At 56.1% G+C, this 14,802-nt stretch carries 12 protein-coding genes; 3 read left to right on the forward strand and 9 right to left on the reverse strand.

Annotation, left to right across the window (positions count from 1 at the left end; genetic code table 11):
* Nucleotides 1–4 precede the first annotated feature (4 nt).
* From NZ823_09940 to trpA, 3 genes are read left to right on the forward strand one after another with little or no spacing between them, the layout of a single operon-like run.
* Nucleotides 5–628 carry a phosphoribosylanthranilate isomerase gene (locus tag NZ823_09940; GenBank protein ID MCS6805445.1) on the forward strand — a complete coding sequence of 208 codons (624 nt, stop codon included), beginning with the start codon at nt 5–7 and terminating at the stop codon, nt 626–628.
* Nucleotides 618–1,832, forward strand: coding sequence for a tryptophan synthase subunit beta (gene trpB / locus NZ823_09945; GenBank protein MCS6805446.1), 1,215 nt, complete (start codon nt 618–620; stop codon nt 1,830–1,832). The genes NZ823_09940 and trpB overlap by 11 nt, the downstream gene beginning before the upstream one ends.
* Entirely contained in the window at nt 1,808–2,596 is a 789-nt protein-coding gene (gene trpA, locus NZ823_09950; protein MCS6805447.1) for a tryptophan synthase subunit alpha, read from the forward strand. Before trpB ends, trpA begins: the two co-directional genes overlap by 25 nt.
* 96 nt (nt 2,597–2,692) lie before the next feature.
* Here trpA and NZ823_09955 read toward each other — a convergent pair whose 3' ends face one another.
* The 9 genes from NZ823_09955 to NZ823_09995 form a co-directional block, all read right to left on the reverse strand.
* Nucleotides 2,693–3,232, reverse strand: coding sequence for a redoxin domain-containing protein (locus NZ823_09955; protein MCS6805448.1), 540 nt, complete (start codon nt 3,230–3,232; stop codon nt 2,693–2,695).
* Between the two features lie 210 nt (nt 3,233–3,442).
* On the reverse strand, nt 3,443–3,874 hold the full coding sequence (locus tag NZ823_09960; protein ID MCS6805449.1) for an archease: 432 nt from the start codon (nt 3,872–3,874) through the stop codon (nt 3,443–3,445).
* Between the two features lie 250 nt (nt 3,875–4,124).
* Entirely contained in the window at nt 4,125–5,582 is a 1,458-nt protein-coding gene (locus NZ823_09965) for an RtcB family protein (GenBank protein MCS6805450.1), read from the reverse strand.
* 80 nt (nt 5,583–5,662) lie between these two features.
* Nucleotides 5,663–8,227, reverse strand: coding sequence for a nucleotide exchange factor GrpE (gene grpE, locus NZ823_09970; GenBank protein ID MCS6805451.1), 2,565 nt, complete (start codon nt 8,225–8,227; stop codon nt 5,663–5,665).
* A gap of 82 nt (nt 8,228–8,309) precedes the next feature.
* Entirely contained in the window at nt 8,310–9,329 is a 1,020-nt protein-coding gene (locus tag NZ823_09975; GenBank protein ID MCS6805452.1) for a bifunctional oligoribonuclease/PAP phosphatase NrnA, read from the reverse strand.
* A gap of 7 nt (nt 9,330–9,336) precedes the next feature.
* Nucleotides 9,337–9,696, reverse strand: coding sequence for a 30S ribosome-binding factor RbfA (gene rbfA, locus NZ823_09980; GenBank protein ID MCS6805453.1), 360 nt, complete (start codon nt 9,694–9,696; stop codon nt 9,337–9,339).
* A gap of 35 nt (nt 9,697–9,731) precedes the next feature.
* Nucleotides 9,732–12,365 carry a translation initiation factor IF-2 gene (gene infB / locus NZ823_09985; GenBank protein ID MCS6805454.1) on the reverse strand — a complete coding sequence of 878 codons (2,634 nt, stop codon included), beginning with the start codon at nt 12,363–12,365 and terminating at the stop codon, nt 9,732–9,734.
* A 22-nt stretch (nt 12,366–12,387) separates the two neighbouring features.
* Entirely contained in the window at nt 12,388–13,845 is a 1,458-nt protein-coding gene (gene nusA, locus NZ823_09990; protein ID MCS6805455.1) for a transcription termination factor NusA, read from the reverse strand.
* Nucleotides 13,846–13,939: 94 nt separating this feature from the next.
* On the reverse strand, nt 13,940–14,419 hold the full coding sequence (locus NZ823_09995; protein MCS6805456.1) for a ribosome maturation factor RimP: 480 nt from the start codon (nt 14,417–14,419) through the stop codon (nt 13,940–13,942).
* Nucleotides 14,420–14,802: the final 383 nt, after the last annotated feature.

Here is a 14,802-nt window from a genome sequence, read left to right on the forward strand (position 1 = left end):
ATTCATGAGCGTGCGACGGATTCGGGTCAAAGTGTGCGGCATAACCAATGAAGCGGATGCGCGATTGGCAGTCCAGTGTGGCGCCGATGCGATCGGATTCATTTTCGCGCGCAGTCCACGACAAATCACGATCACGGCTGCTCGTGCTATCGCGCGGCGGTTGCCGCCGTGGATCGCTCGCGTCGGCGTCTTTCAAGATCACACGTTGGAGCAAGTGCAGGACGTGCTGGATGAAGTCGGGTTAACACATGCGCAATTGCACGGCTCGGAACCGCCTGAGTACCTCCGCCGATTGAACGGGCGCGCTGTGAAAGTGTTTCACCTGTCTGACGCGAATCTGCTCCAGGAGATTCGGCGCTACGATTGTCATACGGTGATGCTTGATTTGGCCAAGCATGAGTCAGGCCATATCATGAGTTTCATCGAGATCGCCCGCGCGGTGGCAGCGCGCTACAACGTCATTTTAGCCGGCGGCTTGACGCCTGAGTGCGTGAAGCGGGTCATTGTGCAGGTCAATCCCTACGCAGTGGATGTCGCGCGCGGCGTCGAAGCGTGTCCGGGCAAGAAGGATTGCATCAAGATGGAGCGATTTTTTCAACAAGTCAGGGAGGCGGAACATGAACTATGACCAGCCTGATGAGCGTGGCCGATTCGGGCGGTTCGGCGGACAGTACGTTCCAGAGACATTGATGGAGGCGCTGTTTGAGCTGGATCGCCACTTTCAATCGGCTCGGCATGATGAGCAGTTCAATCGAATGTTTCGACATCATCTCTGCGAGTTTGTTGGTCGGCCGACACCGCTTTATTTGGCCGAACGGCTCACGCAGCAACTGGGCGGAGCAAAAATCTACCTGAAGCGGGAAGACCTCTGTCATACCGGCGCGCACAAAATCAATAATTGCGTCGGGCAAGCGTTGCTGTGTGCGCGCATGGGGAAAAAGCGCATCGTGGCTGAAACCGGCGCCGGTCAGCACGGCGTGGCGACGGCTGCCGTGGCAGCGCGATTGGGGCTGGAATGTGTTGTTTATATGGGCGAGGCCGATATGAAGCGGCAGGCACCGAATGTGTTGCGCATGCGGTTGCTGGGCGCTGAGGTCAGACCTGTCAGCGATGGCCGCCAAACATTGAAAGAAGCTATCAATGCAGCTATCCGTGATTGGGTGACGCACGTCAAGACGACTCATTACTTGCTCGGCTCAGTTGTTGGGCCGCACCCTTACCCGACGATGGTACGACACTTCCAGTCGGTCATCGGTCAGGAAGCTCGCCAACAAGTGTTAGCCTGCGAAGGCCGACTGCCCACCGCGCTGGTTGCATGTGTTGGCGGCGGTTCCAATGCGATGGGGTTGTTTTACCCGTTTCTGTCAGATGACTCGGTGAGAATTTATGGCGTCGAGGCCGGCGGGCGCGGCAATCAGTTGGGCGAGCATGCAGCGACGATCCGATATGGCCGGCCTGGCGTGCTGCATGGCGCTTACTCATACGTGCTGCAAGATCGTTTCGGTCAGATTGCTGAAACACACTCAGTGTCAGCCGGATTGGATTATCCGGGCGTTGGGCCGGAACATAGTTTTTTGAGCGAGTCAGGGCGCGTCACATACGTCACAGTGTCTGACCATGAGGCGCTAGCTGCTTTCGAGCAGTTGTCTCAAATAGAAGGGATCATTCCGGCGCTTGAATCGGCGCATGCGCTTGCCTACCTCAAAAGACTGATCCCGCACACAGGACGCGATGACGTTGTCATCGTCAATCTTTCCGGGCGCGGAGACAAAGACCTGCAAACAGCCGGCGACGCAATGGAGGCACGATGGGACAGGTCGCATGTCGCATGAATGAGTTAAAGCGGGCAGGCCGGAAAGCGCTGATCCCATTTCTGACCGCCGGTTTTCCCTCACCAGAGATTTTTCTGCGACTGCTGCGCGCCGTTGATGAGCTGGCTGATCTGATTGAAATCGGCGTGCCGTTTTCTGATCCGCTCGCTGATGGGCCGGTTATTCAACGAGCGTCGCAAATGGCCTTGCAGCAGGGCATCACCTTAGATTGGATTCTGCAAACGCTGGCCAACACGCAAACGCGCGCGCCGCTCGTGTTGATGAGTTATTTGAATCCGTTGTTACAATACGTCGCCGGCAATGTGGCGGCTGCGGCTCACCATGCGCAGATTGCCGGTTTGATTGTGCCAGACCTGCCGGTTGAAGAAAGCGCACCACTGGAAGCGCAGGCCAGAGATCACCAATTGGATATGATCTACTTGGTGGCGCCAACAACAAGCGCGGAGCGCGCCCGCTACATTGCTGAGCGTTCGCACGGCTTCGTGTATCTGGTCTCGATCACCGGCGTGACAGGCGCTCGCGCGAGTTTCCCTTCGGAGACATTCGAGTTTCTCCATCGCATGCGCCAGGTAACCGATCGGCCACTTTGCCTTGGATTCGGGGTTTCGCATCCTCGTCAGGTGGAGCGCATCGCGCCGTATGTGGATGGGGTAATTGTCGGCTCGGGTCTGTTACACGCGATCATGGATGCGCCTTCGGATCCGATCCGCGCTGCTCAAGATTTTCTGTGGCCGATCAAACGGGCGCTAGAACAAGCAGGCTAGTGCGATTTTCAGTTGCCTTTGACCTCGTGGCCATGCAGCTTGCGGGCTAATGTACGCTGGCAAGCGCGCGCAGGGCAGACTCATTCACAAACCGAGCTAGCTCTTTTTCGCATTCAATGTTTTTTCAATGAGCGCCTCAGTCAGTTGAATGGGGTGGCCGCTGAACCGCAGGATGCCTTCACGGTCAATAAGAAAGGCTCTGGGAATACCGCGCACGCCGTAAAGTCTCGCAACCTGGCTATTCCAGTTGCCTTGATCGTAAAGAATCATGAAATCGAAATTGCCGTTTTTCAGAAAACTGGTCGCGCGTGGCGTCAGTCCTTCGATGTTGATGCCGATGACTTTCAAGCCCTTGGATTGATACCGGCTGTGTAGTTTCTGTACGTGAGGCATGCTCACCCGGCATGGCCCGCACCACGAAGCCCAGAAATCAAGCAGTACGACTTTGCCGCGAAAATCGCGAAGCGAGTATTGTTTTCCTGTTTTATCAGGCAGTTTGAAATCCGGGGCCAATTGATTCAGGGCTGGCTGATTGAAGACCTGTAGTGAGTATGTTGGAGTGCTAGAAAAGCAAACCAACGCTCCGCCTAGAACGGCGCATGCAATCAGTACAAACGCTCGCTCAGTTCGACGCATATCGTTATGACTCCTCTGATTCGAATGAAAATTGAAGGATAGGCAGAGATGATTATTCAAGCAAGTGGCAGCGGAGATTTCAGGCTAGCTTGAGCGACCTCGTCTCAACGACGTGTCCTCGGATGATGTCACGAGATTCATGTTGCAGAAGAGCGTGATAGTCATGCGTGTTTATAAGCCGCTGGCCGGCATGTTTGGGCAAGAGCCTGGTCAAATATCTAAGATCACCTGAGCCTGCCAGCCACGCGCCGTGCGTTCAACCTGAAAACGGTGGAGCGTAACTGCTTTGACGTCCACGACGAGCTCATGCTTGCTCGGATCAAGCCGCTCGCCATAAACCTGCGCCTCCGCTGTGTGGCGCTCGCCGTCCTGCCGAATCACCACACGCTGGGCGCGTAGCAGGAGTTGCTCGGCGTCCTTGTAAAAAACAAACTCTTGCAGGAATCGAAACAAGAGGAGGTCTAGCGCATGAGACTCAACCGAGATAGTGCGGCGCACTTGATCGTGGATGGTGTTGAGGTCGCTCACCATCACATTCATCGTCGCGTCGGCGGCGGCGATGAACAACTCTTCAAGCGTGTCGCCCCATGCTTCCAATGCCACGTCGGCGGTGGCGATGTCTTCAAGGTAGCGGTATGGCATAGGCGTGATTCGTGGATCGTGGTCCGTGATTCGTGGATCGTGGTGCGTGGATCATGGTCCGTGATCCTTGATTCGTGAGAAATGCCTGCGCTGAGCTGACCACTGTCCATTGACCTCCTGAGCACTGACTTCTGACTTCTGGCTCCTGACTCCTGACATTTGGCTTCTGGCTTCTGACTTCTGACTTCTGACCACTGACCACTGACCACTGACCACTGATCACCGACCACTCCCCACTGACCACTATCCACTATCCCTTGACATTGCCGATGGGAATGAATCGAACCACCGGTTTACTGAGGCCGGCTCGGTCGGTGGCCTCGATCACGTCGTCAATGTTCTTGTAGGCTGGGCCGGCTTCTTCTGCTAATCCGGCGTAGGAGACAGTGCGCACGTAGATGCCGCGGGCTTCCATCTGCCGTTGAAGTTCTTTGCCATTGAACAATTTCTTCGCCTTGTTGCGGCTCATGGTGCGACCACTGCCATGAGCTGTGGTGAAGAACGTTTGATCGCCGCTGGGGATGCCGGCGAGCAGATACGAGCCGGTCTCCATGCTGCCCCCGATGATGATCGGCTGCCCGGTCTGCTTGTAGATAGCCGGCAGCTCGTCAGCGCCGGGAGCAAACGCGCGTGTCGCGCCTTTACGGTGAACCAGCACATCGCGCATCTGACCGTCAACATTGTGCCGTTCGAGCTTGGCGGTGTTGTGCGCCACGTCATAGACCTGATGCAGGCCCAGTTCCTTCGGGTCCTTGTGAAACACGTCGGCGAACACTTCGCGGATGCGATGCAGAATGACTTGTCGGTTCGCAAATGACATGTTGATGGCGCAATTCATCGCGGCGAAGTAAGCCTGTCCTTCGGGCGAGTCGAATGGCGCGCAGGCCAATTCTCGATCAAGGATTTTGATCTTGTACTTGCTCTCCATGACACTGAGAAACATCTCCAGGTAGTCAGTGGCGACCTGATGTCCAAAGCCTCTGGAGCCGCAATGAAACATCACCACAACTTGATTGGGTAGATCAATGCCAAATGCTTTGGCCAGCGCTTGATCAAACACATACTCAGGTTTGGCGACCTGAATCTCCAGATAATGATTGCCTGAGCCGAGCGTGCCGATTTGCTTGTAGCCGCGTTCGACGGCTTTCTTGCTGATTTTGGAGGCGTCGGCGCCGGCGATGCAGCCGCCGCCTTCCGTGCGTTCTAGGTCTTCCTGCCAGCCGTAGCCGTTCTGCACGCACCAACGCGCACCTTGCTCAACGACGTGGCGAAATTCATCCTGCGAGATTTTCACAAAGCCGGACGCGCCGACGCCGGCAGGCACGCGCGCGAATAATTTGTCCACCAGCGTCTTCAGATGCGGTTTGACCTCCTCGTAGGTCAGATTGGTTCGCACCAGGCGCATTCCGCAGTTGATGTCAAATCCGACGCCGCCAGGTGAAATGACGCCGGTTCGCGCATCCATCGCCGCCACGCCGCCAATCGGAAAGCCGTAGCCCCAATGCCCGTCGGGCATGCAATAGGCGTACTTCAAAATCCCTGGCAACGTGGCCACGTTTGTCACCTGATCGAACACGCCTTCGTCCATCTCTTGCAACAGCTTCTCTGTTGCAAAAATGCGGGCCGGCACACGCATGCCTTGTTTGTGTGTGATAGGAATTTCCCATGTGGTTTCGTTGATTTTCTTGATGTCATTTGGTATTGCCATAACTCACCTCCCCATGAAAACGAGAGGATATTATAACCGACCGGCGCCAATTGTGATGGATGGAATCAAACGCAACGAAACTATTTGTAGACGGCGACGTCAGCTTTGCGCAGCAGTTGATCTTGGTAGTAGAAGCCGCGCCTGATGGTGCGGGCAATGGCTTGAGGGCGGCCGCCGGCGACGAATTCGACGATATTGTGCTCACCGGCTTGGAACGGCTCCATGGCAATTGGCGCGATAGGTTTCAGGTGAGCCGCCTGAAACACATTTTTGAGGGCGCGCTCCAGTTCAGGATTTTCTCCGGGTGGAGCGAGCCGACGATCACATACATCAACAGCCATGAGCACGTCGCCGCATATCAGCCGGTCAAGCTGATGTTGAATGTAGGCCTGTGGGTCTGTCAGTTTGTCAATGGCTTGCTTGACAGCGCGGCCCAGCTCTTCAAGAAAGAGCGCATAGCCGCTGGGACCGGCAGAGACGCGAATATGGAGGTCTAGTGTAATATCTCGGTTCTGTAATTGGGATTGGATCGTGGTGATCTCCCGGCTCACTCGGCGCGCGCGTTCGGAGGCTTGGCGGAGGTCGGCATAGACATCTTTGTTCATCGCTGCGCCTTTCGTCAGCAAATTGTCCAGCGCCTCAACCAACGCTTTAGCGCGCTCAGCTTCTGCCTGCAGGTTTTTGGCCAATGGTAGATCATCGCGGAAAAAGCGATTGAGGGTTTCTCCGGCGCGTTTCATCGCGGCTTCGAAGCCATCTTGTTCCAGGCCGTTGACCGTGCCGCCAAAGATAAGGCCTAAGAGTCGGGCGTAGAGCCGATCAGCAGACTCGCTGCTGAAGCCGGTCGCCTGCTCCGAAGCGCCAGCCGCTGAGCCTGATGGATGACTCGTCGTGCCCTGTTGCATCTGCGCGCGCAATTCCTCTAACGCCCGTCGGTGTTCGTCAGTATGGGCCTGTTGTTCGCGGACTTTGTTCACAAGTTGAGAGATGGCCTGTTCAAGCCCTTCGATCTTGGCCCGCGCTAGTTGCTGTTGTTTCATCAGTTCAGCCTTCAGCTCATCGAACGCGCGTTGCAGTCGCTTGCTGATTTGCTGCTCAACGGCCTCGGCTGCCCCGGCTTGCGTCTGGCTAGCCAGCGTCTGCTCCAGAGCAGCAAGGCGGTCACGTTCGCGGTGGAAGTCAATGATCAGCGTTTCCAAAGAGGCCAGCTTCTGTTCCATGTCCTCCAGTCGCCTGCCCTGTATTTGCACCGATTGGGTAAGCTGAGACGACGGATTGGATAAGTCGGTTGTGGGTGGTAACGGAGCAGGGGACTGACCCGTGAATGGGGGTCGTGATGTGAAGCGATTTTCGACATCGTCATACGATGGGCTGCGCACGGGGCTGCGTGAAGTTCGCTGGTGTGACCAAAACTGGGTGAGCTTCGTCCACCAGCCGGGTGAGGCAGGAGGCGGTGTCGGCGCTGGTGGTGGTATGACAGCCGACGGCCCGCTGTATCGCTCTGACATGGACACCATCAACATGTCGGGTTCCGGTTCCATCACCGGCCGCTCAAACCGATGTCTCAAGTAACGGTATAAGACCCAGAGAATAGCCAACCCCAGAAGCAGGGCTACCAATTGACCCACCGGCGACGAGATGAAGTCTTCAGCCAGCCACAGGAACGAAGAAGTCGCCCAGGTGATGGGCACCACCAGGACTTCACCCGCCTGGCCAACAGCATCACGACGAACCGCATTGAGCAATTGAGTGCGATCTTCCGAAGAAAATTCAACCTGACCGCTTTGGATCAGCAGCTTGGAACTGCCCGGTTCGGTCGGTTGCTTGTTGAGCATGACATGGAGCGTCAGCGTTTGCTGAAAGCCGTACCATTGTTGGCTGCTTAATTGTTTGTTCGGTTCTAAATTGATGGTTTCTGAGGCAAGGATGTCCGGTGTCGAAATTTTGATGTGGGAGGGGATATCCACGAACCGGAGAAAGCTCCAACCAATATCATCGCCTTTGAATGTGACGGTCTGTGGCTTGAGGTAATCGTCAATTGATAATTTGAGGTTGGCCGGCGTGACCGAAATGGTTGGCAGCGGACTTCGCCAAAAGAGCTTAATGTAACGTGCCTCTGCCTGAGCGCTGACCTCGTTCTGCTGAGCCAGTAACTCGGCAGCTTGAACCGTGTCCGGTTGTGGTTGTCCGGCGGGCACGCGACCAACGCGGTAGACCAAGCTGATGGGCGAGGTGGCAGCGAGCGTCACCAGCAGCGTCACCGTCGCCTGTCCCTTGATGGGTATCCATTGGCCTTCCCGCAACGGCTCATCCGGCTTGATTGTCAGCTCAATGCCGGCGGGGATTTTGTCGAACCGGATGAACCACCAGTCAGGCTGATCGGTCGTCACTCTAATGCTGTAGGTTGTGGGAGCCCGTTCATTATAGAAGCGGCCAATATCTTGCGTGATGGATTGCGGATTGGTCAGTTTCAGTTGAACAACCGGGGCGGAGGTTTGCGCGATGGCTGGTCCGCTTGCCCACAATAGGCTGAGTAGACAAACCAGATTGCGCCATCTCCATTGCCGGCTACGCGTGGGCAGGCCGACACGCGGTTGTTGTTGAACGAGACGTGTCGCAACACGGCCGGAGTCGGCAAGGTTCATATGCCTTCTCCTATGCAGGCCAAGGCGCGTCTGGGGCGCCTCGACGCGGGTCAATGGATCGTCAGCCATAAGTTCTCAGTCATCAACTGGACGCTGACGGGGAGCCTTGGTTGCGTTGGTCATCGCAGTTGCCGGCGCCGTTCCCACTTTGCTCAAGGGCTTCTTGAAGCTTGGCCAGGAGCGCGTGCTTGATCTGAGTCAATTCTCCATTCAACGTACAACCGGCTGCATTGCGATGGCCGCCACCGCCGAAATGATCGGCCACGCGGGCGACATTGACGGAGTCCTTTGAACGCAATGACGCGCGATAAACACCCGGTTGTGTTTCGCGCAAGGAGACGACGATGTCAATATCGGCTGCGCTCAACGGATAGGTCACAATACCTTCAGCGTCTTCTTCTGTGGCTTGCGCCTCTGTCATCATCTGGTGCGTGATGGCCAAGCAGGCAATGCGACCCGTCTGGTCACGGGTGAGCGAACTTAAAGCGAGACCCAGGAGTTTGAGTTTGCTAAACGGTTGCGAGTAATAGATGGCGCGGGCCACGCGAGCCGGGTTAGCGCCCAGCTTGACTAGCTCGCTGGCCACCTTGAGCGTGCGATCAGTGGTATTGGGATAGTGAAACGAACCGGTGTCAGTCAATAAGGCCGCATAGGCGCAGGTGGCAATCTCTGGCGTGACGCGCACCCCCATTGCTTTGCACAGATTGTAGATCATCTCGCCGACCGCCGAGGCAGTTGTGTCAATCCAGTTAATGCAACCAAATCGCACAGTCGTCACATGATGATCAATGTTGATGGTGAACTGCTGTTCGAGTCCCGGCAGTCCAGGCCGATCAATGTCGCTGCACTCGATGACGAACACGCCATCATATTGGCGTGGACGATCGAATTGCCCAATCTGGCGAATGCGGTGCGCGCCGGGCAGTTCCCGATAGGATTTTGGAATCTCGTCACGGATCACAATCTCCGCCTGTTTATTCATTGCTTCCAGCATCCACATCAGCGCCAGTGACGAACCGATGCTATCGCCGTCAGGCCGAACGTGTGACGTGATGGCGAATTGATGATGCCGCTCGATGAATTCAACAACTTCACTCAACATAGCCGCCTCACTGCTGACGGGAATTGTCCAGTTCTGCGAATAGTTTCTCCAATCGTTCGGCTTTTTCAAGCGAATCGTCAAAGTGAAAAGTCAGTTGCGGGATGAAGCGCATGGTGAGACGCGGATATAACTGTGAGCGAATGAAGCCGGCTGCATGATTGAGCTGGCGGATGGTTTCGTCAATCTCTTGTCGTGACCCCAGCAAGCTCACGTAAACCCGCGCGTGACGCATGTCCGAACTGACTTTGACGTGAGTGATCGTCACCGGCCGGATGCGCCGGTCATTCAATTCGTAGGTGATGATCTCGCTGATCTCCTCGCGGAGCAGCTCGGCTATCCGTGCGGGTCGAAACGGTTTGGTCGTCACGCCACTCTCCTTGCTTTCGCCTCCGATCAATCGGCTTAGAGCGTCTGCGCCACCTTTTCCAAGGTGAACGCTTCAATGATGTCACCGGGTTTCAGGTCGCCATAGTTTTCCAGGGCAATGCCGCATTCAAACCCTTCGCGAACTTCGTTGACATCGTCCTTAAATCGTCGTAACGATTGAATGGTGCCTTCATAAACCACCACATTATCACGCAGCAGTCGGACGTTTGCCTTGCGGCGGATGACGCCAGCAGTGACCATGCAGCCGGCAACGCTGCCGACCTTGGCCACATGAAAGACCTGGCGTACCTCGGCCTGACCCAGTCGCACCTCTTTCTCCACCGGTTCCAGCAATCCTAGCATCGCGTTACGAATCTCTTCTTCCACTTTGTAAATGATCGAGTGGAAGCGAATGTCTACATTCTCTTGTCGCGCCAGTTCCAAAGCACGTGGTTGCGGACGGACGTTGAAGCCGATGATGACAGCCGTTTGTGAATGGTCGTGCGCGGCTGCTGTTTGTGACGATTTGTTAGCGGCGGCGGCCAGTAAGACGTCGGATTCAGTGATGGCGCCAACGCCGCTGCGAATCACCCGGACACGCACTTTCGGACTGGACAATTTCTCCAACGTAGCCCGTAACGCCTCCAATGAGCCTTGCACATCGGCCTTGAGGATGAGTTGCAATTCGCGCAATTCACCACGACTCATGCGTTCGTGCAACTGTTCCAGCGATGTGATTGCAGCCTGAGCGACGCGGGCTTGTCGTTGAGCCGTCTGCCGCAGCGAACTAATGCGATGGGCAAGATTCGGATCATCCACCACCACCAGCTTATCACCCGCTTCCGGCACAGCCTCCAGGCCGATGATCTCCACCGGCGTGCTGGGCGGGGCCGATGTCAGCGGTTGACCGCGATGATCAAACATGGCACGCACCCGTCCAGACGTTGAGCCAACAACAAAGAGGTCGCCAATTTTCAGTGTGCCTTGCTCAACCAAAATGGTGGCGACGGGGCCACGCCCGCGGTCTAGCTTGCTTTCCAGCACAGTGCCCATGGCATTACGCGCCGGATTGGCTTTCAGGTCTAACAGGTCGGCCGTCAGCAGAATCATCTCCAGCAATCCATCGAGGTTGATCCGCTTTTTCGCTGAGACTTCCACCATGACGGTATCGCCGCCCCACCCATCCCAGACCAGACCGCGCTCGGAAAGTTCCCGCTTGACCCGCTCGGCATTGGCTTCAGGCTTATCAATTTTGTTAATCGCGACGATGATCGGCACGCCGGCTGCCTGCGCGTGCTCAATCGCTTCGATGGTCTGCGGCATGACGCCATCGTCGGCTGCGACGACCAGCACAACGATGTCAGTCACTTTGGCCCCCCGCGCGCGCATCATCGTGAAGGCTTCGTGACCCGGTGTGTCCAAAAAGACAATGTCGCGTTTCTCAGCAGGATTATCTGGATTCGGAACTTGAACCGTATAGGCGCCGATGTGTTGGGTGATGCCGCCAGCTTCCGATTCGGCCACCGCTGTTTGCCGAATGGCATCAAGCAGACTCGTTTTGCCATGATCCACGTGCCCCATCACCGTGACCACAGGCGCTCGTTTCACCAACACCTCTTCTTCGCCGGATTTGATCATTTTCTCCAGAATGGCTTCTTCGACCAATTCCTCGAATGAGGCAATCTGAACGGTGAAGCCAAATTCGCGGCCTAGCTCAATAGCTGTCGCTGCGTCCAGCGGATGATTGATGGAGGCAATCACACCGCGTTCCATCAATTTGCGTTGCACATCGCGCGAGCGCAAGCCCAGTTTTTCGGAGAATTCCTTGACCGACATGCCTTCCATCAGTTTGACATGCTTCAGTTCTGCTGGGCGCGGTGGCTCGGTGATGACCGGAATCTCAGGCGGTCGTTCTTCTGTGATGACCCGCTTCTTGACCGGCTGACGCAGCGTTCGCCGCCGGCGGCGACGATCATCGCGTGGGGGCACATAAACCTGGTCTATTGGCGGTGCGCCGGCTGGCACCGGAGCTGGCTCAGGAGCGGCTGGCGCTGGCTTCAGCACTCTGATGACCGTGCTGGCGGGCGGCTCCACCGGCGGTGGTGAAATGGGCGCTTCTACGACTCCGGTCGTCATACTTCCGGAGACGGGGACTCTTGGTGGAGTCGGCGCCGGTACCGGTCCCAGGCGCGTCACCTTAATACCGCCTACCGTCGGCGGCTCCTCAATCAGTGGTGGTGGCGGCGGCGGAACTTCCTCCTCCTTTTCCAGAGGCTTCTTTTCAAGTGGAATTGTCTTGAAGGTGGGCAGCTCCTTGGCCGGTTCGACGGGGGCTTTCGGCTCCTCCGCCGCAGTGGCTGCTTCGCCCGCTTGGGTCAGCGGCACAGCTTCTGCCGGCGGCGGCGATGGAGGCGGCACAGGCTGACTCACGACGGGCGTTGTGCTGACCATCTCTTCGACTTCTTTAGTCTTCTTCTTCAGTACGACCTTCGGCTTTTGGGAGTCATCTTTCTTGGCGTGGTACTTCGAGCGAATCAGGTCAGCCTCTTGTTCGGTCAGCGTGTTGGCTGGCAAGCTGACATTAATGCCTAGGCGGTGGGCATCTTCGATCACCCGCTTTGGCTCCAAATGGAGTTGCTTGGCCAGTTCGTAAACTCTAATCTTTCCCATTGGTATCCTTATGTTCTTACCGTCAGCTTGATGACTCGTGCAGCGCTTCCGGCTCGTTTGACATCACCAGGGACGTTAGCTCGGCTCCAGCCAGCTCCGACGCGGTTGCTTCCGCTGGCGGCGCTGCGGTGACGGTAACCTCGCCGGTTGTGCTAACCGGCTGCGCTGGCGCCGTTACCTCACTCGGCTGGTAGCGCGACATCAACAGTTGCGCTTGCTCGATGAGTTCTGAAGCTTGATCTAAGCTGATGTCCAGCGATTGGGCCAGGTCATCAGCCGTCGCCCGAGCCACTTGCTCTACGGTCTGATAGCCGTGGGCTGAGAGCTTGCGCACCATGTCAGCGCCCAGTTGTTCTTCTGCCGCCGTGATGCTCACCTGACTGGGCGCAATGAGCTGAGCCATTTGGCTCACCACGTCACGTTTCACATCCGATTCACTGCGAATGTCAATGTTCCAGCCGACCAATTTGGCAGCCAATCGAACATTCTGACCGAGCTTGCCGATGGCCAGCGATTGTTGATCGTCGGCGACAATGACTTCCAGCCGCCGGTTCGCTTGGTCAACAATTTGAACTTTGTTGACTTTGGCTGGGCTCAAGGCATTGGCGGCAAAGATCGCCGGATTCTCTGACCATTCGATGATGTCTATTTTCTCGCCGTGCAATTCACGAATGACTGCTTGAACGCGGCTGCCTTTCATGCCGACACAGGCGCCCACTGGATCAATATCGCGGTCGGTTGAGACGACTGCCAGCTTGGCGCGTTCGCCCGGCTCGCGCACCGCCCCTTTGATCAGCACGGTGCGGTCATAAATCTCCGGCACTTCCATCTCGAACAATTGCATCAGCAGCTCAGGACAGGTGCGCGACAATATGATCTGTTGTCCGTAGGTCTCTTTCACGTCGCGTGTCACACGAATGATGACGGCGCGAATCCGCTCGTTGAGTGAAAATTTTTCCGCCTTTGATTGCTCCGAGCGGGGCAGCAACGCTTCAACCGAACCCAAATCAACGATGATGTCGCCGCGTTTCTCAAACCGTTTGACGTAACCGTTAACCAACTTGCCGACTTGGTTAATATATTGTTCATACACCAGGTTTCGCTCGGCCTCACGCATTTTTTGGGTGATCAGTTGCTTGGCTGCGTGCACGGCAATGCGGCCGATGCCTTCAAACGGACGCTGGATTTCCAGGATGTCGCCCGGCTCGGCGCCCTCAGCCAGCTCGTTGGCTTCGGCCAGGCTGATTTCTCGCGCCGGGTCAGTGACCTCTTCGACGACGGTCATCTGGGCGAAGATTTCAATCTGTCCTGTGTCAGCGTTGTACCGCACCGTGATGTCCTCACCCAGATGGCGAAATTGTTTCTGATAAGCCCTCAGCACAGCTTCGGTGATGGCGTCAATGATGGTTTGCGGGTCAATATTCTTCTCACGACTGAGCAATTCGATATTCTGTGCAATCGGGCTTAAATTCACAGCCATAACAATTCCTCTCCCTGCCTCCCGTCGGCTCGTCTCTGCTCGCCGCTCGCGCCCATGTGCGGCGGTCAGCGCCTCGCCGGGTGTGCCTTGAATATTACGACTTGCCTTTTCCCCATTGAAAAACCAGATGCGCTTTGCGAATCATGGAATAGGGAATTGCGACTTCATGGCCCAGCTCCTGTTCGGCAATGGTGACGATGTCACCTTCAATACCCAGAAGCTGCCCATGAAAGTTGCGACGGCCTTCCACCTCTTCGGTTGTTTGGATTTTGGCCTCTCGTCCAGCGAATCGCTGATAATCAGCGGGTTTGTACAAGCCTCGCTCCAGCCCTGGTGAACTGACTTCCAACACATACCGCGTAGGAATCAGGTCTTCCACATCCAGGAGCGGGCTGATGTATTGACTAACCGCGGCGCAATCATCAATCGTCACGCCTCCAGGCTTGTCAATGTACAACCGCAGCACTTGACGGTGTGCTGGACCGACCAATTCGACATGGACCAATTCATAGCCCTCGCCGACCACAACCGGCTCGACAACGGCAGTGATGCGTTCAACCAGATATGACGACATTCGGTCTAACAAAAAAGTGGGCCGCAGCCCACTCTCCAAACTCCTAAGCTTTTCAACAATCTCACAAGGAGATCATTGAAGCGCCAATGATAGCCGTTGAGCGGGGTAAAAATCAAGCCTGGTCAAATTTTGAGTTTGGTTCAATCAGCGTTGGCGACCAACATTGAATAGGACGCCCCACTGCATGCAGGATTGCGACTCTTGAGAATATGGCACAAATGTGGCACAGGCGTTCCTGCTCTGTGCCATTCCTGCCTGTGCTCCATTCTCATGGTTCGTAGCGAGCATGGAGCTCATGAGCGATTCCCTTGAAAACAACATTTTCGTCGTTCCTGGCGTGCCTCAGCATATAAGCGATTCCCATGGAAATTCCCTCACGGAGA

The sequence above is a fragment of the Blastocatellia bacterium genome, from assembly GCA_025054955.1.
Lineage (GTDB): Bacteria > Acidobacteriota > Blastocatellia > HR10 > J050 > JANWZE01.